The 21,884-nt window shown below is 69.3% G+C and carries 21 protein-coding genes and 1 pseudogene; 13 read left to right on the top strand and 9 right to left on the bottom strand.

What is annotated here, in order from left to right; all coding sequences use genetic code 11:
- Positions 1–62: 62 nt before the first annotated feature.
- Positions 63–869: a hypothetical protein gene (locus AC07YH_RS19555; protein ID WP_494748625.1), complete on the bottom strand. Its 807-nt coding sequence runs from the start codon at positions 867–869 to the stop codon at positions 63–65.
- 64 nt (positions 870–933) lie between these two features.
- Between AC07YH_RS19555 and AC07YH_RS19550 the strand changes: the two genes are divergently transcribed.
- Positions 934–1,380 (top strand): hypothetical protein, encoded by a 447-nt coding sequence (locus tag AC07YH_RS19550; protein ID WP_494748624.1) that lies wholly within the window; start codon positions 934–936, stop codon positions 1,378–1,380.
- A gap of 10 nt (positions 1,381–1,390) precedes the next feature.
- Here AC07YH_RS19550 and AC07YH_RS19545 read toward each other — a convergent pair whose 3' ends face one another.
- Entirely contained in the window at positions 1,391–1,801 is a 411-nt protein-coding gene (locus tag AC07YH_RS19545; protein ID WP_494748623.1) for a hypothetical protein, read from the bottom strand.
- Positions 1,802–1,955: 154 nt separating this feature from the next.
- Here AC07YH_RS19545 and AC07YH_RS19540 point away from each other — a divergent pair, with 154 nt between their 5' ends.
- Positions 1,956–3,017, top strand: a complete 1,062-nt coding sequence (locus AC07YH_RS19540; RefSeq protein WP_494748622.1) for an HPP family protein — start codon at positions 1,956–1,958, stop codon at positions 3,015–3,017.
- Between the two features lie 3 nt (positions 3,018–3,020).
- Positions 3,021–3,136: pseudogene (locus AC07YH_RS19535) on the top strand (hypothetical protein); the annotation flags it as partial.
- Between the two features lie 20 nt (positions 3,137–3,156).
- Here AC07YH_RS19535 and AC07YH_RS19530 read toward each other — a convergent pair.
- Positions 3,157–5,370 carry a methyl-accepting chemotaxis protein gene (locus AC07YH_RS19530; protein WP_494748621.1) on the bottom strand — a complete coding sequence of 738 codons (2,214 nt, stop codon included), beginning with the start codon at positions 5,368–5,370 and terminating at the stop codon, positions 3,157–3,159.
- A gap of 104 nt (positions 5,371–5,474) precedes the next feature.
- Here AC07YH_RS19530 and AC07YH_RS19525 point away from each other — a divergent pair, with 104 nt between their 5' ends.
- The gene (locus AC07YH_RS19525) at positions 5,475–6,137 is read left to right on the top strand and encodes a glutathione S-transferase family protein (protein WP_494748620.1); all 663 of its coding nucleotides are present in this window, start codon (positions 5,475–5,477) and stop codon (positions 6,135–6,137) included.
- 217 nt (positions 6,138–6,354) lie between these two features.
- Positions 6,355–7,653 (top strand): DUF418 domain-containing protein, encoded by a 1,299-nt coding sequence (locus AC07YH_RS19520; protein ID WP_494748619.1) that lies wholly within the window; start codon positions 6,355–6,357, stop codon positions 7,651–7,653.
- Here AC07YH_RS19520 and AC07YH_RS19515 read toward each other — a convergent pair.
- Positions 7,650–9,842 carry a hypothetical protein gene (locus AC07YH_RS19515; RefSeq protein WP_494748618.1) on the bottom strand — a complete coding sequence of 731 codons (2,193 nt, stop codon included), beginning with the start codon at positions 9,840–9,842 and terminating at the stop codon, positions 7,650–7,652. The genes AC07YH_RS19520 and AC07YH_RS19515 overlap by 4 nt on opposite strands.
- A gap of 221 nt (positions 9,843–10,063) precedes the next feature.
- Between AC07YH_RS19515 and greA the strand changes: the two genes are divergently transcribed.
- From greA to AC07YH_RS19485, 6 genes are all read left to right on the top strand, one after another.
- Complete coding sequence (greA, locus tag AC07YH_RS19510; RefSeq protein WP_494748617.1) at positions 10,064–10,537, top strand: transcription elongation factor GreA; 474 nt, start codon at positions 10,064–10,066, stop codon at positions 10,535–10,537.
- A gap of 99 nt (positions 10,538–10,636) precedes the next feature.
- Positions 10,637–11,812 carry a mitochondrial fission ELM1 family protein gene (locus tag AC07YH_RS19505; protein WP_494748616.1) on the top strand — a complete coding sequence of 392 codons (1,176 nt, stop codon included), beginning with the start codon at positions 10,637–10,639 and terminating at the stop codon, positions 11,810–11,812.
- 388 nt (positions 11,813–12,200) lie between these two features.
- Positions 12,201–13,181, top strand: coding sequence for a UDP-2,4-diacetamido-2,4,6-trideoxy-beta-L-altropyranose hydrolase (gene pseG / locus AC07YH_RS19500; RefSeq protein WP_494748615.1), 981 nt, complete (start codon positions 12,201–12,203; stop codon positions 13,179–13,181).
- A gap of 52 nt (positions 13,182–13,233) precedes the next feature.
- On the top strand, positions 13,234–14,091 hold the full coding sequence (locus AC07YH_RS19495; RefSeq protein WP_494748614.1) for an SDR family NAD(P)-dependent oxidoreductase: 858 nt from the start codon (positions 13,234–13,236) through the stop codon (positions 14,089–14,091).
- A 73-nt stretch (positions 14,092–14,164) separates the two neighbouring features.
- The gene (locus AC07YH_RS19490) at positions 14,165–14,452 is read left to right on the top strand and encodes a type II toxin-antitoxin system RelE/ParE family toxin (protein ID WP_494748613.1); all 288 of its coding nucleotides are present in this window, start codon (positions 14,165–14,167) and stop codon (positions 14,450–14,452) included.
- Between the two features lie 34 nt (positions 14,453–14,486).
- Positions 14,487–14,801, top strand: a complete 315-nt coding sequence (locus AC07YH_RS19485) for a HigA family addiction module antitoxin (RefSeq protein WP_494748612.1) — start codon at positions 14,487–14,489, stop codon at positions 14,799–14,801.
- An 8-nt stretch (positions 14,802–14,809) separates the two neighbouring features.
- On the opposite strand, the gene pseI is transcribed toward AC07YH_RS19485, so the two are convergent.
- From pseI to AC07YH_RS19470, 3 genes are all read right to left on the bottom strand, one after another.
- Positions 14,810–15,862 carry a pseudaminic acid synthase gene (gene pseI, locus AC07YH_RS19480; RefSeq protein WP_494748611.1) on the bottom strand — a complete coding sequence of 351 codons (1,053 nt, stop codon included), beginning with the start codon at positions 15,860–15,862 and terminating at the stop codon, positions 14,810–14,812.
- Between the two features lie 74 nt (positions 15,863–15,936).
- Positions 15,937–16,269 carry a DUF5615 family PIN-like protein gene (locus AC07YH_RS19475; protein ID WP_494748610.1) on the bottom strand — a complete coding sequence of 111 codons (333 nt, stop codon included), beginning with the start codon at positions 16,267–16,269 and terminating at the stop codon, positions 15,937–15,939.
- On the bottom strand, positions 16,266–16,493 hold the full coding sequence (locus AC07YH_RS19470; RefSeq protein WP_494748609.1) for a DUF433 domain-containing protein: 228 nt from the start codon (positions 16,491–16,493) through the stop codon (positions 16,266–16,268). The genes AC07YH_RS19475 and AC07YH_RS19470 overlap by 4 nt, the downstream gene beginning before the upstream one ends.
- Positions 16,494–16,617: 124 nt before the next feature.
- Here AC07YH_RS19470 and trxB point away from each other — a divergent pair, with 124 nt between their 5' ends.
- Positions 16,618–17,625 (top strand): thioredoxin-disulfide reductase, encoded by a 1,008-nt coding sequence (gene trxB / locus AC07YH_RS19465; protein WP_494748608.1) that lies wholly within the window; start codon positions 16,618–16,620, stop codon positions 17,623–17,625.
- A gap of 7 nt (positions 17,626–17,632) precedes the next feature.
- Here trxB and AC07YH_RS19460 read toward each other — a convergent pair whose 3' ends face one another.
- Both AC07YH_RS19460 and AC07YH_RS19455 read right to left on the bottom strand, forming a co-directional pair.
- On the bottom strand, positions 17,633–18,877 hold the full coding sequence (locus tag AC07YH_RS19460) for a cell wall hydrolase (protein WP_494748607.1): 1,245 nt from the start codon (positions 18,875–18,877) through the stop codon (positions 17,633–17,635).
- A 16-nt stretch (positions 18,878–18,893) separates the two neighbouring features.
- On the bottom strand, positions 18,894–19,373 hold the full coding sequence (locus AC07YH_RS19455) for a Dps family protein (protein ID WP_494748606.1): 480 nt from the start codon (positions 19,371–19,373) through the stop codon (positions 18,894–18,896).
- 39 nt (positions 19,374–19,412) lie between these two features.
- On the opposite strand from AC07YH_RS19455, the gene AC07YH_RS19450 reads away from it, so the two are divergent.
- Positions 19,413–21,842, top strand: coding sequence for a hybrid sensor histidine kinase/response regulator (locus AC07YH_RS19450; protein WP_494748605.1), 2,430 nt, complete (start codon positions 19,413–19,415; stop codon positions 21,840–21,842).
- Positions 21,843–21,884 lie beyond the last annotated feature (42 nt).

Raw genomic sequence — 21,884 nt, 5'->3', positions numbered from 1 at the left:
CCTCACCCTCCCACGCTTCGCGCGGGCCCCTCCCTCTCCCTAAAGGAGAGGGGTCTTGGCGTTTAAGCCGTCATGCTCACCATCGACCCCGCCCCCTTCGGCATCTGGACCTCGTCCGTCGCGTCCGGCCCCTCCACCGCCTTGGCGGCTTCGGTCAGGGTCTTCTTGGCGTCTTCCATCTCGTCGGCGCCGTCGTCCTTGCCGCCCTTGCCAGTCAGCTTCTTGAACTTGGCCTCCTGGACGGCGGCCTCGTACATCTGCTTGGCGGCGCCGGCGAAGGTCTTGATCTCTTCCATGTAGATGTCGGCGGCGAAGCGCGGCTTGGCGCCCGACATCATCAGCGGCGAGGTGGTCGGTTGAGCCAGCTGAGCCCCCGTCGCGTCGGGCGCGACGACCTGGGCCTGAGGGGCGGCCTGGGCCTGCGGATCGACCGGGATCGGCGTCCCGTCGGTGGCCACCGCCGGCGGCGCGTTCGGATCGACCGGCTGGCCGGCCGCTTGAGCGGCATTCTGGGCCGCGTTCTGGTCGCTCTGCGCCTGGGCCGCCTCGCGGCCGCCGGCCGTGGCGTCGGCATAGTCCTTGGCCACCTGCGAATAGTCCTTGTAGAGCTTGGCCGCCGCCTTGGCGCGCTCCACCGGGTCCTGGATCAGGGTCAGGGCGATCAGCGCCTTGCTCATGTCCTTGAGCTTCTTGGCCACGTCCTGGCCGGGCGAGGAGCCTTCCTTCGCCGAGCCATAGGCCGAGGTCGAAGTCGGCGAGGCGTCCTTGGCCTCGTCGGCCTTGGCGCCGTCGGTCTTCGAGGGATCGACCGGCGTGAGCACCTTGGCCAGCGACAGCGAGGCGGCGAAGGTCGAGGACGTGACGTTCATGGCGAACACCTGACGCTAGGGAACTGCACGCGTTTAGAGCAGAATTCGGTTACACGATCGTTGCATGAGCTACACCGACGCCGAGATCGCCGCCCTGGTCGAGGGCCTGCTGGACCGCAGCCTGCCGAAAGAGCAGTGGACCCACGCCGCCCACCTGACCGCCACCCTGAAGCTGGTGCGCCTGCGCGACGCCCATCTGGAGCGCGACCTGCCGTGGGTGATCCGCACCTACAATGTCGCGGTCGGCGGCAAGAACACCGAGACGATGGGCTATCACGAGACCATCACCCAGGCCTATCTGGCCGCCATCCGCGCTTTCGAGGCGGCCCTGCCGGCCGGGACCTCGGACGCCCAGGCCGCGGCCCTGCTGCTGGCGACGCCGCTGGGCGACAAGGACTGGCCGCTCACGCACTGGTCGCGCGAGCGGCTGTTTTCCGTGGACGCGCGCCGCTGGTGGGTGGACCCGGACCTGAAGCCCTTGGCCCACCAGCCGACGCTGCCGCAGGTCTAGCCCGGCAGGCCTAGGGCTTGGGCCAGGGGATGAAGGCGCCCAGCTGGACGCTGCCGGTATAGCCGGCCGCGGCGCCGCGACCGCCGTTGTCGCCGGTGAACATGTTGTTGCCCTCGCACAGGCTGGGGGTGTCGCCGACGATCATCGTGTTGTTCGAGTTTAGCGAATCCACGCCGGCCGTCGGGCGGTTGACGTACAGCGTCGGGCTGCCGCGCAGGCGGTAGACGATGGCCGTGCCATTGATGATCTGGGTGGTGATGATCTTGCGCGTGTCGATGCAGTTGACGCTGGACAGCGCCGTGCGCCCTTCCAGCATCTTGGCCAGGGTCGCCTCGCCCTTGGCGTTCTCGGCCTGGGCGCCAGACGCCGCCAAGACTCCCAGCGCCGCCATCGCGACCACTGCCTTACCCCGAATACCCATGAAGCCCTCTGTACGATTCCGACTGTCGGAACCGGAGACGCTCAACTTTAAATAATCGAGAGTCAATGCGCGCTCGCGACCCCGGCTTTCCTTGAACAGCCTGTACAAAAATCGAAAGGACCCGCGCGGCCATTCGGTCTAAGACCGCCGTCCGATGACCTCGCTCCACGCCCTCGTTCGCGGCAAGACCCCCATCCGTCCGCTCGACGCCCTGCGCGGCGGCGGCGGCGCCCTGCTCGGCCTGCTGTTCGCGGGACTGCTGGGACGTTTCGCGGTTGGCGGAGGGGATTGGCTGCATCCGCTGCTGGTGGCGCCGATCGGGGCCTCGGCGGTGCTGGTGTTCGCCGTCCCGGCCAGTCCGCTGGCCCAGCCGCGCGGCGTGCTGGGCGGCAACATCGTCTCGGCCTTGATCGGCGTCACCGTGGCGATGCTGGTCCCGCAGACCCTGATCGCCGCGCCGCTGGCCGTCGGGCTGGCGATCGGGACCATGATGCTGCTGGGCTGCCTGCACCCGCCCGGCGGGGCCGTGGCGCTGATCTGCGTGATCGGCGGACCCAAGGTCGCCGAGGCCGGCTATCTGTTCGCGCTCAATCCGGTGGCCGTGGACAGCCTGCTGCTGACCGCCGCCGGCATGGTATGGGGCCGGCTGACCGGCCACTCCTATCCGCACCGCGCGCCCGCCCCGCCGCCGCGCGCCGTGGGCTACAACGCCGTCGACCTGGATGCGGCCCTCTCCCGCTACGGCGAGCTGCTGGACGTCAGCCGAGACGACCTGGACGCCCTCTTCCGCCAGGTCGAGCTGTCGGCCGCCCAGCGCCTGCACGCCCAGATCCTGTGCGGCCAGGTGATGACCAGGGACGTCATCAGCCTGCACCACGACCAGACCGGCGACAGCGCCTTGGCCTACCTGCGCGAACACGACCTGCGCGCCGCGCCGGTGGTGGACGCCGACAACCGCGTGATCGGCATGGCCCGCCGCGCCGAGCTGCAGACCAACCGCCATCGCACCGTCGAGGCGGCGCTCGATCCGTTCGTGCACAAGGTGATGGAGACCACGCCGATCGCGGCCCTGCTGCCGATCCTGTCCAGCGGCCATACCCACGAGGCCATGGTGGTGGACGGCGACCGGCGGCTGATCGGGGTGATCACCCAGACGGACCTGCTGGCGGTGCTGTACCGCGCGCATGTGGTCGAGGCGGTGGTGGCGGCGGAGTAGGCCGAGCGCCCCCTCCGTCTCGCTGCGTATCCGCAGCGATCCACCTCCCCCGTTTCACGGGGGAGGAGAAGACGCTCCCTCCTGCCCCGCTTGCGGGGGAGGTGGCGCGGCGCCGATAGGCGACGTGACGGAGGGGGCGCTAAGCCGCCCGGCGCACCCGCTCGCGCCCCAACCGGAACCGTCCCACCAGCTCCATCAGCCGCGCGCCCTCGCCCGCCAGCGCTTCGTCGGCCACCCGCGCCTGATCCACCATGGCCAGGTTCTCCTGCGTGAAGCGTTCGATCGCCGACACCTCGGCATTGACCGAGGTCAGGTCCTGGGCCTGCTCGCGGACCGACGAGGCGATGCGCGTGGCCGCCGCGTCGATGCCGGCCATGCGGTCCGCGACGCCATGCAGGGCCGCGCCGGTGCGCTCGACCTGGGCGACGCCCGCCTCGACCCGGGTGTTGGACTGGCTGATCAGGTCCTTGATCTGCTTGGCCGAGCCCGCCGAGCGTTGGGCCAGAGCTCGCACCTCTTGCGCCACCACCGCGAAGCCGCGACCGGCCTCACCGGCCCGCGCCGCTTCCACGCCGGCATTCAGCGCCAGCAGGTTGGTCTGGAAGGCGATCTCGTCGATCAGGCCGACGATGTCGCCGATCTGGCGCGAGGAGGCGTCGATCTGGTCCATGGTGCGGGCGGCCTCGGCGACGACGCCGCCGCCCTCGTCGGCCTCGCCCCGGGCCGAAGCGACCAGGCGGCGGGTCTCGTCGGCCCCGCCGGCCACTTCCCCCATCGCGCCGGTCACGGCGTTGAGCGAGCCCGAGGCGCGCTCCAGCCCTTGCGCCTGGCGCTCGGTGCGGCGGGCCAGTTCGGTGGAGGAGCGGCTCAGCGTGTCGCTGGCCGCGCCGATGGCGTCGGCCGCCTCGGCGATCTCGCCGATGGCCTGCTCCAGGCTCTGGACGGCGGTGTTGAAGTCGGCGCGCAGCGGCTCGTAGACCTCCGCGAACGGGCCGGCGATGCGGCGGCTCAGATCCCCGTCGGCCACGGCGGCCAGGGCCTCGCCCACCTGGCGGACCACGGTGGCCTGCTCGTCGATTGAGAGGGTCAGGGCGGCGGCGCGATCGCGGTCGGCGTCGGCGGCGCGGCGCAGGGCGTCCTGCTCGTCGCGCAGGGCCTGGGCGCGGGCCAGCTCCGCGCGCAGGGTTTCCAGCGCCCGGGCGATGGCCCCGATCTCGTCGGCGCGGTCGGTCTCGGCCACGGCCTGGTCGTAGCGGTGTTCGGCCAGCTGGCCGACGGCGGCGCGCAGGCCCAGCAGGGGCCTGGCGATCAGCTTGCGCGAGGCGACGGCCAGCACCGACAGCGCGGCGGCCAGCAGCACCAGGCCGCCGATCGCCAGGCCCAGGGCCAGCTTGCGCGCGGGGGCCAGCAGGGCCGCCTCCGAAACATCGGCCACCACCGCCCAGGTCGCGCCCGAGGCCAGCCTGACCGGCGCCACCAGGCGCTGGGCCTTGTGGCCGTTCAGCTTGACGCCCTGGATCAGGGCCGGCTTGCCGTCGGCCATCACCTGCTTGACCACGTCCAGGCCGGGATCGGCATAGGCCTTCATCCGCAGCGCCGCGTCGGGGTGGCTGACCCACAGGCCACCGGGCGAGACCAGCATGGCGCGGCCGTCGTCGAAGGGCTTCAGCGCGTTCAGGCGCGCGGCGATGTCGCCCAGGGCCAGGTCCGCGCCCATCACGCCCACGGTCTTGCCGCCCGCGATCACCGGGTAGGTGATCGAGGTCATCAGCACCATCTTCTGCTGGCCGCCGTCGGCGACATTGTCGGAATAGGGCTCCAGGATCGCCGGCTTGCCGCTCTTGAAGCTGGTGGTGAAGAAGGCCTCCTCGAACTCGCCGTCTTCCCCCTGTTCAGCGGTCAGGTTGGCGCCGTCGCGCACCCAGTAGCCGACGAAGCGGCCCAGCGGCGTCGAGCCCAGCTCGGCCTTGCCGGCCACGGCGGCGTCTTCGCCCAGGGCGTTCGGCTCGAACATCAGCCAGCCGCCCAGCATGCCCTTGGACGCGGTGGCGATCGGCTTCAGCTGGGCCATGTAGATGGCGCGGTCGCGCTGACCGGCGGCGTAGGTGGCCGAGAACATGCCTGCGGCCGAGCGCACCACGGCGTCGGCGTCGTCGAGGTCGTTCTTGACCCCCATGGCCGTCTCGCTGGTCAGGCTGGCGGCGTAGCGCTCGGCCAGGGTCCGCACGGCCTGGCCGCTGCCGACGCTGATCAGCAGTGACGCGACCAGCAGCAGAACGCCCAGGGCGGCGCCGCCCGCGGCCATCAGCTTCCCCGCCAAAGACAACCGCTTGAACGCTCCGGTCATCCGCACTCCCCGACTCGACTAGGGGGCGAGAAGAGCGAGCTAAACCTTGCCGAACGTTGAACGAACAGCGATCGTCGGTGCGACAAGTTATCCATAATGGGGACAACCCGATGCTCGTGGTCCATCACCTCAACAATTCGCGCAGCCAGCGCGTGCTCTGGCTGCTCGAGGAGCTGGGGGTCCCCTACGAGGTCAAGCGCTACCAGCGCGACGCCCAGACCATGCTGGCCCCGCCCGAGCTGAAGGCCATCCATCCGCTGGGCAAGTCGCCGGTCATCACCGACAATGGCCACGTGATCGCCGAGACGGGCGCGATCGTGGAGTACATCCTCGACACCTACGGGAACGGCCGGCTGATCCCGCCGGCGGGCAGCCCTGAGCGCCTGCGCTTCACCTACTGGCTGCACTACGCCGAGGGCTCGGCCATGACGCCGCTGCTGTTGAAGCTGGTCTTCACCGCCCTGCCGGCCCGCGCGCCGGGCCTGCTGAAGTGGCTGGTGACCTCGATCGCCGACAAGGCCCAGCAGGGCTTCGTCGATCCGCAGCTCAAGACGCATGTCGACTACTGGGAAGCCGAACTGACCAAGACCCCATGGTTCTGCGGGCCGGAGTTCACCGCCGCCGACATCGTGATGAGCTTCCCGCTGGAAGCCGGCGCGGCGCGGGCCGGGGCGGCGAGCCGGCCGCATGTGAAGGCGTTCCTGGAGAAGATCCATGCGCGGCCGGCCTATCAGCGGGCGCTGGAGACGGGCGGGCCGTACGACTACGCGTGATCAGCCCCCCCCAACACCGCTCATCCCCGCGAAAGCGGGGACCCAAGCTGGGTCAGCAGCTATGTCAACGGCGGCGCCACCTTCCCGAAGATCAGCTTGGGTCCCCGCTTTCGCGGGGATGACCGGATAGTGGAGAAGTTTTAGCCACTGCATTTCACGTAGCGTCGTTCTCCGGACTTTGCGTACACTCCCCCAACGAACGACGGCGGGGGCTCTCGTGAATACCGACACCATCACGCTCGGCCCGGTGGCCAAAGGCGCGCGCATCGACGCGCTCGACATCCTGCGCGGGGTCGCCGTTCTCGGCATCCTGCTGATGAACATCCCGGAGATGGGCCTGCGGTTCGACTGGGGCAAACCGCCCCTGCCGGTCGCGGCCAATGCCGACTGGATCGCCTTCGCCATCCAGACCGTCGGCTTCTCAGGAACCATGCGCGGCCTGTTCACCCTGCTGTTCGGAGCCGGCATGGTGATCATGCTGCGCCAGGCCGACGCCGAGCGCGCGAGCGTGGCGCGGCAGGCCTACTACACGCGCTGCTTCGCCCTGATGGGGCTGGGGGTGATCAACTTCGCCGTCTTCCTGTGGCCCGGCGAGATCCTGTTCAACTACGGCCTGTGCGGCCTCGTCTTGCCGCTGTTCCTGCGCGCGCCGCCGCGCATGCTGGTGACGGCGGCCGTGGCCATGCTGGCGGTGATGACCATCGGCATCGCGGGCCCGGCGCTGAAGAACGTCGAGGCCATGCGCACGACCGAGGCGGCGATGGCGGCCAAGGCGGCCGGCAAGACCCTGACCAAGGAGCAGAAGGCGGCGATCGAGAAGCGCGAGGCCCGGATCAAGGAGCGCCTGGGTCCCGAGGCCCGCGAGAAGGAACGCCAGACCCGCACCCACATGCCCGACCTGCTGGCCTGGAGCCTGCAGCAATGGAGCAACTTCAATCTCGACCTCAATGAAGGCGCCCATATGGGAATATTGGAGTCGCTGGCCTTCATGCTGCTGGGCGTGGCCCTGATGCAGACCGGCGTGCTGACGGGCGAGCGACCGGCCTCGACCTATTGGACCCTGCTGGCGGTCGGGCTGGTGGTGGGCGTCACGGTGCGGACCGGGGTCGTCTACGCGCGTTGGACCACCGGCTACCTGGCCAACTCGTTCGCCACGCCGCTGGAGCCGCTGACCTACGAGCTGGGTCGCCTGTTCATGACCCTGGCCTGGCTGGGCGGCCTGCTGCTGCTGATCAAGGCCCGGCTGCTGGGGGCGCTGGGCGGGGTGCTGGCGGCGGTCGGGCGCATGGCGCTGACCAACTACATCCTGCAGTCGGTGGTGACCTCGGTCCTGTTCTATGGCTTCGGCTTCTACGACAGGTTCGGCTTCGCCCAGCTGATGGGCGTGGCGGCGCTGATCTGGGTGGGCCAGGGGATCGCCAGCGTGCTGTGGCTGAGGGCCTTCGAGATGGGTCCGGCCGAATGGCTGCTGCGCTCGCTGACCTACGGGACGTGGCGCGCGATGCGGCGGGCCTAGAACCGTCCGTACAGCGCCAGGCGCGCGGTGCGGCCGATCGGGTCCTGGTCGTTGCGGCCATAGCCCGGGGCCGGACGACCGTCGCCCAGCCGAGCCTTGGCCCGGGTGTCGAACAGGTTGTTCAGCTCGAGGGCCAGCGACAGGCCGCGATTGCGACGGCGGGTCACCGCCGTGTCGCCGACCGGCGGCGGCGTGCGTTGGCTGAATTCGTAGGCCAGGGACAGGTTCGCCGACTTCAGGGGCGCGATCACCAGGTCGTTGGGCCCGTCGCGACCGGTCGCGGCGCGGCTGCGTCGCCCGCTGGTCCAGCTGCCCGCGACATTGACCTGCCATGGCCCGACCCCGCCACTGGCGAACAGACTCAAGGAGCGCCTCGCCACGCCGCCGCCGTCCCCCGCCAACCTGTCCATCCGGGGCAGACCGTCGCGGATCAGCGTACTGTCGGACAGGCGCCAGGTGTGGTTCAGCCCCACCTGGGCGAACCGCCTCCGCCCGCCGGGCGTCGCGGGCGCGCCGAGCGGGACCGACAGGTTCAGGCGCGTGGACAGGCTGGTCGAGGACGACGACTGGATGTTGATCGGCCGCTGGTCGATCGCCACCAGGCGGCCGGTGGCGTCGCGGGTGAAGCGCTCGGGGAAGGCCGCCTCGACCTCGGCCGTCGGTTCGGGCAGGCCGCCGATCGTGTCGGCGGCGACGGCGTGGCTCAGCTTGGTCGAGACGGTGGCCCGCCAGGGGGAGAACGGACCGAACCGCGCCCCGAAGTCCACCGAATCGCGCCGCGACGCGCGCAGGTCGGGATTGCCCCCGATCATCGGGGTGATCTCCACCGATTGGCCAGTCCGGAAGTCGTAGACCAGCCTGGGGTCGCCATAGTTGACCGGCGCGAAGCGCTGCGTGTCGGCGGGCGCATCCGTGCCGCGCGACCACGATCCGTCCAGGCCCACATACCGGCCTTTCGTCCAGTACAGCCCGGCCCGCAGGCTGTCGCCATGACCGGCGTCGGAGTCGATGCGGCTGGCCGACAGTCCAAGCGACAGGTCGCCCAGCCGGCCGCCCCACTGCTTGCGATCCGCCAGCGGTATGGAGACCGTCCCCCCGACCTGGCTGGTGCGGGAGGAATAGTCGACCTGGGACAGCCTGGTCCGGGCGCTGGTGCGCAATCCCGAGACCTGCCCAGACAGGTTGAGGCGCAAGGCGCCCGCCGGCAGGACCTTGAAGCCCCGCGAAAGGTTGACGCCCAGCGTTCCGCCCTGGCTGATCGTGCGCGACGCGGCCAGGCCCGAGACCCGGGTCCTTGTCGCCTGTCCCGTGGCGTTGGCCTGGATGTTCCACCGGCGGATCTCGCCGCCCCCGCCGGTCGACAGGTTCAGGCTGTCGACGCCCGTGCGGTTGACCACGGGCTGGCCGCCGGAGACCACGACCGAGCGGCTCTCCTGGGTCTGCGCCTGGAGGCCGAACACGCCGTTGGCCCGGCCAACCGTGCGCATCATGGCCAAGCTCGCGCCCTGCGACCGCGCTTCGGGCCGCAGGGTGGAGCCCTCGGCCGTGGGATGGGCCGCGACATAGTCCGGCCGCTCGTCGGCCCGCAGCGAGCTGGTCTGGCTGGCCTGGACGCCGGTGCTGGAGATGTTGTTGTTGTCGATCCGCCCCAGGGTGAGGTTCTCCACGACCGTGGCGGTTCCTCCCCGGATCGGCCCGTTGCGGCTGAACGTGGCGTCCTTGCTGACGAAATGGCGCTGCAGCACGACATTGATCACCCGCTGGCCAGGGGCCGTCGCGCCGTAGATCGGACCCGCGCCCGGCGGCAGAACCTCCAGCCGGACCAGGGCGTCGGGCGGAAAGGCCCGGACGATGGCGCCGTCCGCCACCCGCTGGCCGTTGATGATGACCACAGGCCCGCCCTCGCCGCCGTTACGGGCGTTGAGCTGGCTGATGACATCGCCGATGGTGTTGACGCCCAGGCCGTCGATCTCGTCGGCGCCGTACTCGACCTCGGGCGCAACCTCGGCCGCGCCGCGCCGGGCGATGACCTTGACGGGATCGACCAGGGTGACGGAATCGACCAGGGTCGCGCTCTCGGCGCTCTGGCGCGAGGCCTCGGGCGCCGGAGCTTCGACCTGGACGCCGGCCTCGGCCGCGCCGATCATCCGCGCCTCGCTCACCGCCGGCGCGGGACCCCACCAGACCATACGCCCCAACCCATACTGAATGGCGGGATGCAGACCACACCCGCCCCAAGGATGCAATCATCGACACCGCAGCCCTGGAACGAGTAGCCCCGCCCTGAATCCAAGCGCCGCCACGCCCCTCTTGCCTATCAGGGACTGGGCGCCTATCCTCCCAGCCCCCGGTTGCGAGCGCCCGCGACCGGAAGAATTTCCTCCCAAAGGCGTCCGAGCTAAAATCCGCAATGGAAAAAGTGCCGATGACCGTCGGTGGGTATCAAACCCTCGACGAAGAACTGAAGCGTTTGAAGACCATCGAACGACCGGCCGTGATCGCCGCGATCGCGGAAGCGCGCTCGCATGGCGATCTGTCGGAAAACGCCGAGTACCACGCGGCCAAGGAGCGTCAGGGCTGGATCGAAGGCCAGATCGCCGAGATCGAGGACAAGATCGCGCGCGCCCAGGTGATCGACGTGTCGAAACTGTCGGGCAAGCAGGTCAAGTTCGGCGCCACCGTGTCGGTGGTCGACGAGGACACCGAGGACGAGGCTCGCTACCAGATCGTCGGCGAACACGAAGCCGACGTGAAGTCGGGCCGCATCTCTGTCAGCTCGCCGCTGTCGCGCGCGATGATCGGCAAGGAAGTCGGCGAGGTGGTCGAGGTCAACACGCCCGGCGGCACCAAGGCCTACGAGATCCTCAAGGTGGAGTGGCTGTAAGGCGGCCCGCCGCCCCAGCTGCGCCATAAATCGAGTACAATGGAGCGAGGTCGCCATATCAGCGGCCTCGTTTCGTTTGCGTTGTCCGGGGTCGTCGATTTGACCGAAGCTCCCAAGCGTCCCTTGCCAAACCGCCCGCTGAAGGTCTGGGCCTTGTCCGACGGCCGTTCGGGCATCGAGGCCCAGGTCGTGGGCCTGTCGGACGCCATCGCGCGCCTGGTCCCCTGCGAGGTCACGGTCAAGCGCGTGGGCTGGAAAGGCGACACCGGCCGCCTGCCCTGGTGGCTGAATCTGCTGCCCAGGCGCTGGCTGACGCCCGAAAGCGGCATTCCCCGCGGCAAGGGCGAGGACTGGCCCGATGTCTGGATCGCCGCCGGCCGCGCCACCCTGCCCCTGTCGATCCGCGCCAAGCGCTGGTCTGGCGGCAAGACCTTCGTGGTCCAGATCCAGGACCCGCGCGTGCCGGCCACCATGTTCGACCTGGTGATCCCGCCCAAGCACGACCGCCTGACCGGTGACAACATCCTGCCGATCACCGGCTCGCCGCACCGGGTGACGCCCGCGCGGCTGGAGGCCGAGTACGCGGCCTTCGCCGATGTCATCGATCCCCTGCCCCGTCCGCGCGTGGCGGTGCTGGTCGGCGGCAAGTCCAAGGCTTTCGACCTGTCCAGCGAGCGGGCGGCCCAGATCGCCCACTCGATCCAGATCCCGCTGGAGCAGGACGGCGGGTCCCTGCTGATGACCTTCTCGCGGCGCACGCCCGAGCCGGCCCGGGCGCTGATGGCCGCCCGCCTGCGCCACCTGCCCGGCATGGTCTGGCCCAGCCGCAGCGGCGACAGCGAAGCTCCCAACCCCTATTTCGCCTTCCTGGCGGCGGCCGACTACATCCTCGTCACCGAAGACTCGACCAACATGGCCACCGAGGCGGCCTCGACCGGCAAGCCGGTGTTCGTGCTGAAGATGGACGGCTCCAGCCTGAAGTTCCGCCTCTTCCACGAGGAGCTGGAAAGCCAGGGCGCGGCGCGGCCGTACGGCGGCGCTTTCCACGGCTGGACGTATCAGCCGGTCGACGAGACGGGCCGAGCGGCGCGCGAAGTGCTGGCGCGGATCGGGGTGGAGATCCCGGAGCCGGTAGTCGAGGTCCCGGCGATCGAAGAGCCGCCGAAGCCGAAGCGCAAACCTCGGGCGAAGAAGGTCGAGGCGGTCGTGGAGGCGCCCGTCGAGAAGCCCGCGCCGAAGCCGAGAAAACCCCGCGCGGTGAAACCAAAAGCCTGATTTTTGCTGCTTGCGAGCACGCGAATGTTCGCGTTACGTTCGCAACATGGTTGAGACTGAGCTCCCACGTCCGATCAGCAAAGCCGCTCGCAACGAGCGGCGGAAGGCAATCGCGACTACCTGCAACGCCGTGTCCGTCGCGCTGATCGTCTCAGCAGGCCTTCAACCGCTAACGGCTGGCCATTTCAGCCTGCCGAACTTCGTCAGCGCCACCGCTGCCTTCATTGCTCTGCAGGCCGTTCTCCACTATGTTTTGACAACGTTGGAGGACTAATGGACCCTTTCCTTCAGTTCACCCTGACGATGGTGGGCGGCGCTGGCCTCGCGCTGTTGGTGTTCTGGCTGTCCATGCGCAGCGACCGCCGCTGAGCCTCGCCATCCTCCTGACATGACCCGCATCCTGTTCGTCTGCGCCGCGGGCCCCAGCGTCGGCGGCGGCCACGTCATGCGGTCGCTGACCCTGGCGCGGGCGCTGGAAGCACGCGGCGCGACCTGTGCGTTCCTGGTCTCGCCCGAAGTCGCCAAGGTGCTGGACGCCTTCGCCCCCGACATGCCCCGCGCTCAGGCCGATGAGGGCTTCGACGCCCTGGTGTTCGACAGCTACGCCCTGAGCGCCGACGATCACCGCGCGCTCGCCAGGGGCCGACCGAGCCTGGTCATCGACGATCTCGCCGACCGGCCGCTGGCCGCCGACCTGGTGCTGGACTCCGGCCCGGCGCGAAAACCGCAGGACTATGCCGGCCTCGTCCCACCAGCCGCCCAGCTGCTGCTCGGCCCGGCCTACGCCCCCGTCCGCCCCGCCTTCCCGGCCCTGCGCGAGGCCGCCCTGGCCCGCCGCGCTCAGCGTCCACCGGTGCGCCGCATCCTGGTCTCGTTGGGCCTGACCGACGTCGGCGGCGTCACCGGCCGCATCGTGGACCTGCTGCGCCCGATCGCCGGCGAGGCGACGCTGGACGTCGTCCTGGGCGGCGGCGCGCCCAGCTTGCCCGCGCTCTGGGCCCTGGCGGCCGACGACCCGCGCCTGACGCTGCATGTCGACACCCAGCACATGCCGGAGCTGGTCTTCGACGCCGACCTCGCCATCGGGGCCGGCGGCTCGACGACCTGGGAGCGCTGCGTCCTGGCCTTGCCGGCCCTGACCCTGATCCTGGCCGACAACCAGATCGCCTCCGCCCGCGCCCTGGACGCGGCCGGCGCGACGCCGTGCCTGGCGATCGACGCGCCCGACTTCGACGCCGCCTTCGTCCACACGGCCCAGGAGCTGCTGCTGAGCGCCGACCGCCGCGCGACCCTTTCGACCGCCAGCGCCGCCCTCTGCGACGGCCAGGGCGCGGATCGAGCGGCCGAGATCTTCCTGGCCTCCCTCTAGCGAACAGCGTTCACCTGGCTCTATCCTGGCCTCAACCCAGGGAGGGGCGAACATGGCGAAGAAATCGGTGGTGATCACCGGCGTGTCCACCGGCATCGGCTGGGGCGCGGTCAAGGTGCTGACGGGCAAGGGCTTCCACGTCTTCGGCAGCGTCCGCAAGCAGGCCGACGCCGACCGACTCAAGACCGAGTTCGGCGACGCCTTCACCCCGCTGATGTTCGACGTAACCGACGGCCCCGCCGTCCGGGCCGGCGCGCGCCAGGTCGAGAAGGCTTTGGCCGGGGCCACCCTGGCGGGCCTGGTCAACAACGCCGGCATCGCCGTGGCCGGGCCGCTGCTCTACCTGCCGGTCGACGAATGGCGCCAGCAGCTGGAGGTCAATCTCACCGGCGTCGTGATCGCCACCCAGGCCTTCGCCCCGCTGCTCGGCGCGGGCGGTTCTCAACCGGTCCAGGACCCCGGCCGCATCGTCAACATCTCCTCGGTCGGCGGCCGCAACGCCAACCCGTTCATGGCCCCCTATTGCACCACCAAGTTCGGGCTGGAGGGCCTGTCGGAGTCCCTGCGCCGCGAACTCCTGCCCTTTGGCGTCGATGTCGTGGTCGTCGCCCCCGGCGCGGTCGCCACCCCCATCTGGGACAAGGCCGACGAGACCGACACCGCCCGCTACGCCAACACCGTCTACGCGCCGGCCCTTGAGCGCCTGCGCCAGTACATGCTGGGCATCGGCAAGTCGGGCCTGCCGCCCGAGAAGATCGGCGAGGCCATCCACACGGCCCTGACGGCGGCCAGCCCCAAGGTCCGCTACGTCGTCTCGCCCTCGCCGATGCAGGTGCTGATGACCGAGGTCCTGCCCAAGCGGACGCTGGACAGGGTCACGGGCAAGCGGTTGGGGTTGATCGAGGGCTGAAGCGTATCGCGTCGCGACACCATTTCTTTGACAAACGTATCGCTCCACGATACATTCATCTCTGGAGGCGTTGATGGCTATCCAGAGCTTTAAGGATGAACGCGCGAAGGCGATCTTTGGCGGGGTTCACCCCGGCAAGGGTTTTCCTTCCGATCTTATCCACGTTGTGAGACGCAAGCTCCGAATGCTGAAAGACGCCGTATTTTTGAACGACCTTCGCTTTCCACCCGGCAATCGTCTCGAAGCGTTATCGGGTGACAGGCAAGGCCAGCATTCGATCCGAGTGAACGATCAGTTCCGATTGGTCTTTATCTGGACGGAAGCAGGCCCAGCCGACGTGGAGTTTGTGGATTATCACTGAGCGCACCAACCCGCTCAAGACAAAGGACGACGCGATGGCCGCCAACATCGCCGACGCCAGCGATCCCTTCGCCCCGATCCATCCGGGGGAGATTCTGCTGGAAGAATTCATGAAGCCGTATGGATTAACCGCTGGTCGGGTCGCGGCGAGGCTGAACATCGCGCGCCCCCGTATCGAAAAGCTAGTTCGCGGTCAGACGCCGATCACGATTGACACGGCTCTACGTCTCGAGCGCCTTTTCGGCTCCAGCGCCCAGTTCTGGCTGAACCTGCAGAACAGCTATGATCTAGAGATGGCCCAGCGCGGCGTCTCGCCAGACATCGCCAGCATCGAGCCCTTCGCGGCTTAGGGCGCCGCCTAGCCCACCATAGACCAGTCCAGCGGTTCCCCGCGCGCGATGTCGCGCGTCGCGGTCTTGCCCAGGACGTTGTCCAGCTCGGCCGGCGGCAGGCCGTTGCCCGGGCGGACCGAGCGGATGTTGGCGCGAGACAGCGGCTCGCCAGCCTTGATGTCGGACGTGACGTAGAGCGAGCGGCGGAACAGCAAGCTGCCCTGCTCGGCGCCCAGCACGTCGTAGTGGGCCGCGCCCAGGGCGGCCCAGGCGTTCTTGGTGTCGTCGACCAGGGCCTTGAACTCGATCGGCTCCAGGCTGAAGGCCGCGTCCGGGCCGCCGTCGGCGCGGGCCAGGGTGAAGTGCTTCTCGATCACGCAGGCGCCGACCGACACCGCCGCCACCGAGGCGGCCGTGCCCGGCGTGTGGTCCGACAGGCCGATCGGGCAGCCGAAGCGGGCGGCCATGTCCGGCACGGTGCGGACATTGGCGTCGCCGAACGTGGCCGGATAGCTCGACACGCAGTGAAGCAGCAGCACCCCTGCCGCGCCGGCGGCCAGGGCGGTGTCGCGCGCCGTCTGCATCTCCTGCAGATTGGCCATGCCGGTCGAGATGATCAGCGGCTTGCCCTTGGAGGCGGCGTACTTGATCAGCGGCAGGTCGACGGCCTCGAACGAGGCGATCTTGAAGGCCGGCGCGCCCAGGCCGTCCAGTAGATCGACGGCGGTCTCGTCGAACGGGCTGGAGAAGATCGTCACCCCGCGCTGCTTGGCGCGCTCGAAGATCGCCGCATGCCATTCGAACGGCGTCTGGGCTTCCTGGTACAGCTCATAGAGCGTGCGCCCGTCCCACAGGCCGCCCCTGATCTTGAACTCGGGCCGGTCGACGTCCAGCGTGATGGTGTCGGCGGTGTAGGTCTGGATCTTGATCGCATCGCAGCCGGTGTCGGCGGCGGCGTCGACCATCTGCAGGCAGCGCTCGAGGCTGCCGTTGTGATTGCCCGATAATTCACAGATGAGATAGGGCGAGAAGTCAGCGCCGATCTTGCGGCCGGCGATCTCGATGAAGGGGGCGGACATGGCGCAGAACTCGTTGAGCTTTCGCCCATATTAACCCTGAATTCGTGGACGAGACGTCAACCGGCGACGCAAGCCTATCGCCCGACCTCGACGATCGTCACGTCGCTCTCCAAGGCTTCGGACAGCTTGGGCCAGACCGCATCGATCCTGGCGAGCAAAGCCTCGCGTCGGATATTGCCAAACCGGACCCAGAGGATGCGCGCCTTGGGCGTTCGAGCCAGCGCCCAGTCCACGAAATCGCGGTCCTTGGTGACGATCATGGAATCTTCGGCGATCGCCCGCGCCCAGATGGCGGCGTCGGGCGCATCCGCCAAGTCCACATCGATCACGTGATGGGCTTCATGGCCTTTCGAGCGCAGCCAGGACGCCAGGCTTGGCGGGAGCTGGGCGTCGACCAGGAATCTCAAGCGGCGACGACGGCGGTGTCACCCACCGCCGCGGCCGCATAGGCCAGCGCGGCGCGAACGTCATCGGCTTCGAGATAGGGATAGTCCTCGACGATCTCCGCCGTGGTCATCCCGTTGGCCAGCATTTCCAGCACGTCCTGGACACGGATCCGCAGGCCACGAATGCACGGCCGCCCTCCGGCCTTGCCCGGTTCGATCGTGATGCGTTCCAGCAGCGGGTTCATGATCGCAACATAACCCCAATGACCAAGGGTCGCCACCGAGGTGAAAAGACTTCGACACGGTGTGAGTTTTTCACCGCCGCCTAGCCCATCGCCTCGCGGTGGAATCGACACTATATCTGCGGCCATGTCCACGACCACTCCTCGCCAGACCCGCTGCCTGATCATTGGTTCGGGCCCCGCCGGCTACACCGCCGCCATCTATGCCGCCCGCGCGCTGCTCAAGCCCGTGCTGATCGCCGGCATCCAGCCCGGCGGCCAGCTGACCATCACGACCGATGTCGAGAACTATCCGGGCTTCGCCGACGTCATCCAGGGTCCCTGGCTGATGGACCAGATGCGCGCCCAGGCCGAGCATGTCGGCACCGAGTTCGTCAGCGACATCGTCACCAGCGTCGATCTGTCCAAGCGCCCGTTCGCGGTCAAGACCGACAGCGGCCAGGACTGGATCGCCGAGACCATCATCATCGCCACGGGCGCCCAGGCCAAGTGGCTGGGCCTGGAGAGCGAAGCCAAGTTCCAGGGCTTCGGCGTCAGCGCCTGCGCCACCTGCGACGGCTTCTTCTATCGCAACAAAGAGGTCATCGTGGTCGGCGGCGGCAACACCGCCGTGGAAGAGGCCCTGTTCCTGACCAGCTTCGCCAGCAAGGTGACCCTGGTCCACCGCAAGGACGAGCTGCGGGCCGAGAAGATCCTGCAGGAGCGCCTGCTGGCCCACCCCAAGATCGAGGTGATCTGGGACAGCGCCATCGACGAGGTGAAGGGCGACTCCAATCCCATGGGCGTCACCGGCGTGCGCCTGAAGAACGTCAAGACTGGCGAGACCCGGGACGTGGCCGCCGACGGCGTGTTCATCGCCATCGGCCACGCCCCGTCGTCGGAGCTGTTCAAGGACCAGCTGGAAACCCACGCCGGCGGCTACCTGACCGTCAAGCCGGGCACGGCCTCGACCGCGATCGAGGGCGTCTACGCGGCCGGCGACGTGACCGACGACGTCTACCGCCAGGCCGTGACCGCCGCCGGCATGGGCTGCATGGCCGCCCTGGAGGCGGTGCGCTTCCTGGCCGAGGAAGACCACAAGGCCGCGCATCATCCGATCAGCCACAACGAGGCCAACAAGATCGGCGTCTGGTAGCGGCCCACTACATCGGCAGGCGCGGCCTTTCGTTGGGCTTGCCGGAATAGCTCTTCTTGGCCGGCGGCGGCGCGGCCTGCGACGCCGGCGGCGCCTCGACCACCGCTGGCGCCGGTTCGCTCACCGCTTCCAGCGCCTTGTTGATCCTGGCGATCTCGTCCGCCGTCGGGATCCGCCGGCCTGCCACCGTCCCCTGCATCGTGATCCGCTCGCCCGTCGGCGAGTTGGCGTCCGGCACCGAGACCAGCTTGGCGTCGGGCAGGACCAGGTTCGATACCCCCAGCATCTGCGCCATCGCGCCCGTCGGGACCGGTGTCCCGGCCGGGGCGTTCTGGGCGGCCAGCACCTCCGGCGGCGCGGCCTCCAGGGTGCGCGGGTCGGCGGCCATCAGGATGTCGGCGCTGACCGTCTCATTGCCCGAATACTTGCCGGTGAAGGCCTTCAGCATCCCGGCCGGACCGGTCCAGCGATAGAAGATGTGCTGGCCGAACTGCTTCAGCTTCACCAGCGTCGGGGCCCAATAGGGCGAGACGTAGTCGGCGTGGTAGTGGGTCGCCACGCCCACCGGCTTGAACACGAAGCCGTTCAGCGCCCGCTTGGCCACGGCCTGGGCGTTGGCCCACAGGACCGGCGGCGGCGTGCGGGCCAGCGAGCCGTCGCAGGCGAAGCTGAACTGGCAGCCGGTCGAGCGCGCCGCGCCCTCGTAGATCACCCCGCAGATCGACTTCGGATAGCCGGGGTGGCGCATGCGGTTGATCACCGTCTGGGCCACGGCCATCTGGCCCTCGCCCGGCTCGAACCCGGCCTCGTAGTAGACCGCCTGGGTCAGGCAGTTCAGCGCCTTGGCGCGAGCGTCGGCCGTGCCGGTCAGCACGAACGGCTTGGCGTATTCCAGGTCCTCGGGGACCGCCGGTCGCAGGGCGTTGATCACGCGGGCTTCGTCAAAGTCCGGGACGCGGTCGCCCAGGCGCGGAATGGCCTTCAGGTTGATGACCTCCCAGCCCTCGACGCGGCCCCAGTAGTCCTTCCTCGGGCGCGGATCGTGGCGCTTGGCCAGGGCCAGCATGGCCGGGTCGAAGTCCGCGACATAGTGGCGCAACCCACGCTCGCTGAAACTGCCGGTCACCCGCATCAGTCCGCCCTCGCGGCCACTACCGGAGGGCACGTAATAGGTCGCGCAGGCGGAAAGGCCGCCGACGACCAGCAGGGTCGCGGCGGCCTTCCAGGCTTGATGCGCGGTCAGGGTCCCCACCCCGTCCTCGGTCAGCTTACTTGCTACCGAGGGTCGAGCGGATCATCCAGGCGTGCTTCTCGTGCGCCTGCAGGCGCTGGGTCAGCAGGTCGGCCGTGGCCTCGTCGCCGGCGTCGTCGGCCACCGGGAAGGCGTCGCGCAGGGTGCGGATAACCGTTTCGTTGTCGGCCTTCAGCTCGCTCAGCATGGCTTCCCACTCATTCTCGGGATTGCCGTCCTTGAGGCTGGAGAGGTTGCCGAAGGCGCCGTAGCCCATCGGGGCCAGCTCACCCAGAGCGCGAATGCGTTCGGCGATATCGTCCAGCGCCGCCCATTCCTCCTGGTACTGACCTTCGAGCAAGACGTGCAGGGATTGGAAGTTGGGACCGCGAACATTCCAGTGATAACCGTGCGTCTTGAGATAGAGCGCGTAGCTGTCGGCCAGCACCTTGTTCAGCGAAGCGGCGATGTCCGCGCGTTGCTTGGCGCTCAATCCGGTGTTCAAAGCGTCGGCCATCGTGATCTCCTCGGTTGCGTGTCCTAGGTAAGCTCGTCCATGCTCTTGGCAAGACTTTTACGGGGAGCGGCAATGGAGAAAAAGGACGCCCCATCCTTGGTCTCCGATCAACGAACCGACGAGCTTGGCCCTGTCTACGGGCTGATTAGCGCCTGGTTGATCCCTCCGGTTCCGCCGCCCGCGTGGCGGTGCGCCGTGGCGTCGCTGATCGGCGTGGCCATGGCCGTGCTGATGCGCGTCGCGCTGCTGGGCCTGCACGGCGGCGTCGGCGCCACCCAGCCCTTCTTCCCGGCCATCATGCTGGTGACGCTGTACGCCGGCTGGCGCTGGGGGCTGGTCCCCCTGGTCGCCGGGGCGGGCTTCGGCTGGTGGCTGTGGAGCGACCAGGGCAGCGTCCCGATCTCCGAGGACGAGCTGGCCACCCTGGTCATCTACCTGCTGTGCGCGATCATGATCGTCGCCGTCGCCGAGGGCCTGCGCGGCGCGATGCGGGGCCTGGCCGAAGCGCGCGAGGAACGGGCCGAGGCCGAGGCCCGGCTGCGCGTCACCCAGACCGCCGCCGGCGTCGGTCCGTGGGACTACGACCTGCTGACCGGCGAAGTGAACATGTCGCTGCCCGCGCGCCGGGGCATGGGCATGCCGGACGACGCGGTGATCCGCCTGGACGACATCCCCCGCTACATCCACCCCGACGACCGCGCCATGATCCAGGAGCACGTGCGGCGCGCCCTCACGACCTTCGGGGACTACGAGGTCGAATACCGCCTGGCCGACACCAGCCAGGGCGAGCGCTGGATCCATGGTCGCGGCGAGGTGGTCCGCGACGAGGACGGCAAGCCGATCCGCATGATCGGCCTGAACTTCGACGTCACCAATCGCCGCCGCGCCGAGGAGAACGTGCGCGAGAGCGAGGCCCGCTTCCGCATGCTGGCCGACAGCGCCCCGGCCCTGATGTGGGTATCGCGCCCCGGCGGCATCCGCGAGTTCGTCAACAAGGCCTATGTCGAGTTCACGGGCCTCGACTACGAGGGCGCGGTGACCATGGACTGGCGCACGCGGCTGTACCCCGAGGACCTGCCCGACATCCTCAAGGCCCAGGTCCAGGGCGAGGCCTCGCGCAAGCCGTTCCACCTGGAGGGCCGCTATCGCCGGGCCGACGGCCAGTGGCGCTGGATGAAGTCGTTCTCGCAGCCGCGCTTCGGGCCGGACGGGGCCTTCACCGGCTTCATCGGCATCGCCTTCGACACCACCGACGCCAAGCAGGCCGAGGCCAAGCTGACGGGAGTCAACGAGCTCTTGGAAGAGCGCGTCGAGGCGGCCGTGGCCGAGCGCGACGCCGCCCAGGCCGCTCTCCTGCAATCGCAGAAGCTGGAGGCCATCGGCCAGCTGACCGGCGGCGTGGCCCACGACTTCAACAACCTGCTGACCGTGATCATCGGGGCGCTGGACGTGGTCGAGCGCCATCCCGGCGACGAGCGCCGCCGCGAGCGGATGATCAGCGCCGCCCTGGCCGCCGCCAAGCGCGGGGAGAAGCTGACCCAACACTTGCTGGCCTTCGCCCGCCGCCAGCCGCTGAAGCCCGAGGTGTGCCGCGTCGACCGCCTGATTGCCGAGTGCGAGGGCCTACTGAAACGCGCGCTGGGCGACGCCTACACCTTCAACCTGCGCCTGGGGGCGGGCGTGCGCGCCACCCGCATCGACGCCGGCCAGTTCGAGGCGGCCCTGTTGAACCTCGTCGTCAACGCCCGCGACGCCACCCCGCCTGGTGGCGAGGTGACCATCGAGAGCCGCCCGATCACCATAGCCAAGAAGCAGGGCGAGCTGGAGCCCGGCCGCTATCTGCGCGTGGCCGTGCGCGACACCGGCATGGGCATGGACCCGGCCACCATCGCCCGCGCGGTCGAGCCGTTCTTCACCACCAAGGCCCCCGGCGAGGGCACGGGCCTGGGCCTGTCCCAGGTCTACGGCTTCGCGCGGCAGTCGGGCGGCTCGGTCGATATCGAGAGCAAGCCGGGCCAAGGCGCCAGCGTGGCCCTGCTGCTGCCGATCGACGAGGGCGCACCGACGGGCGACACCGCCCCGGCCGTCGACCACGTCCAGGCCCAGGTCCCCTCGCGGGTGCTGCTGGTCGAGGACGACCCGCAGGTCGCCGAACTGGTCGGGGTGATGCTGCACGACCTGGGTCACTCGGTCGTCCGCGCCGGCGGCGTCGAGGAGGCCCTGGCGCGCCTGGCCCAGGACGACGGCATCCAGCTGGTGCTCAGCGACGTGATCATGCCGGGCGGCAAGAGCGGCGTGGACCTGGCCGAGAAGTTGGCGGCGGATCGGCCGGGCCTGCCGGTGGTGCTGTGCTCGGGCTACACCGGCGGCGACCAGGGCCGCGCCCGGGCCGGCGACTGGCCGTTCCTGAGCAAGCCGTTCTCGCTGGAGAGCCTGGCCCAGGCCTTGGCGCAGGCCCGGCCGCACTAGGGACGGTACGCCGAGCCCGGGCGCTCTAGGGCGGATCGACAT

The organism is Caulobacter sp. GW456-12-1-14-TSB4 (assembly GCF_059424195.1).
Note: the sequence above shows the minus strand (reverse complement) of the source record. Positions and strands in the feature narration are given on the sequence as shown.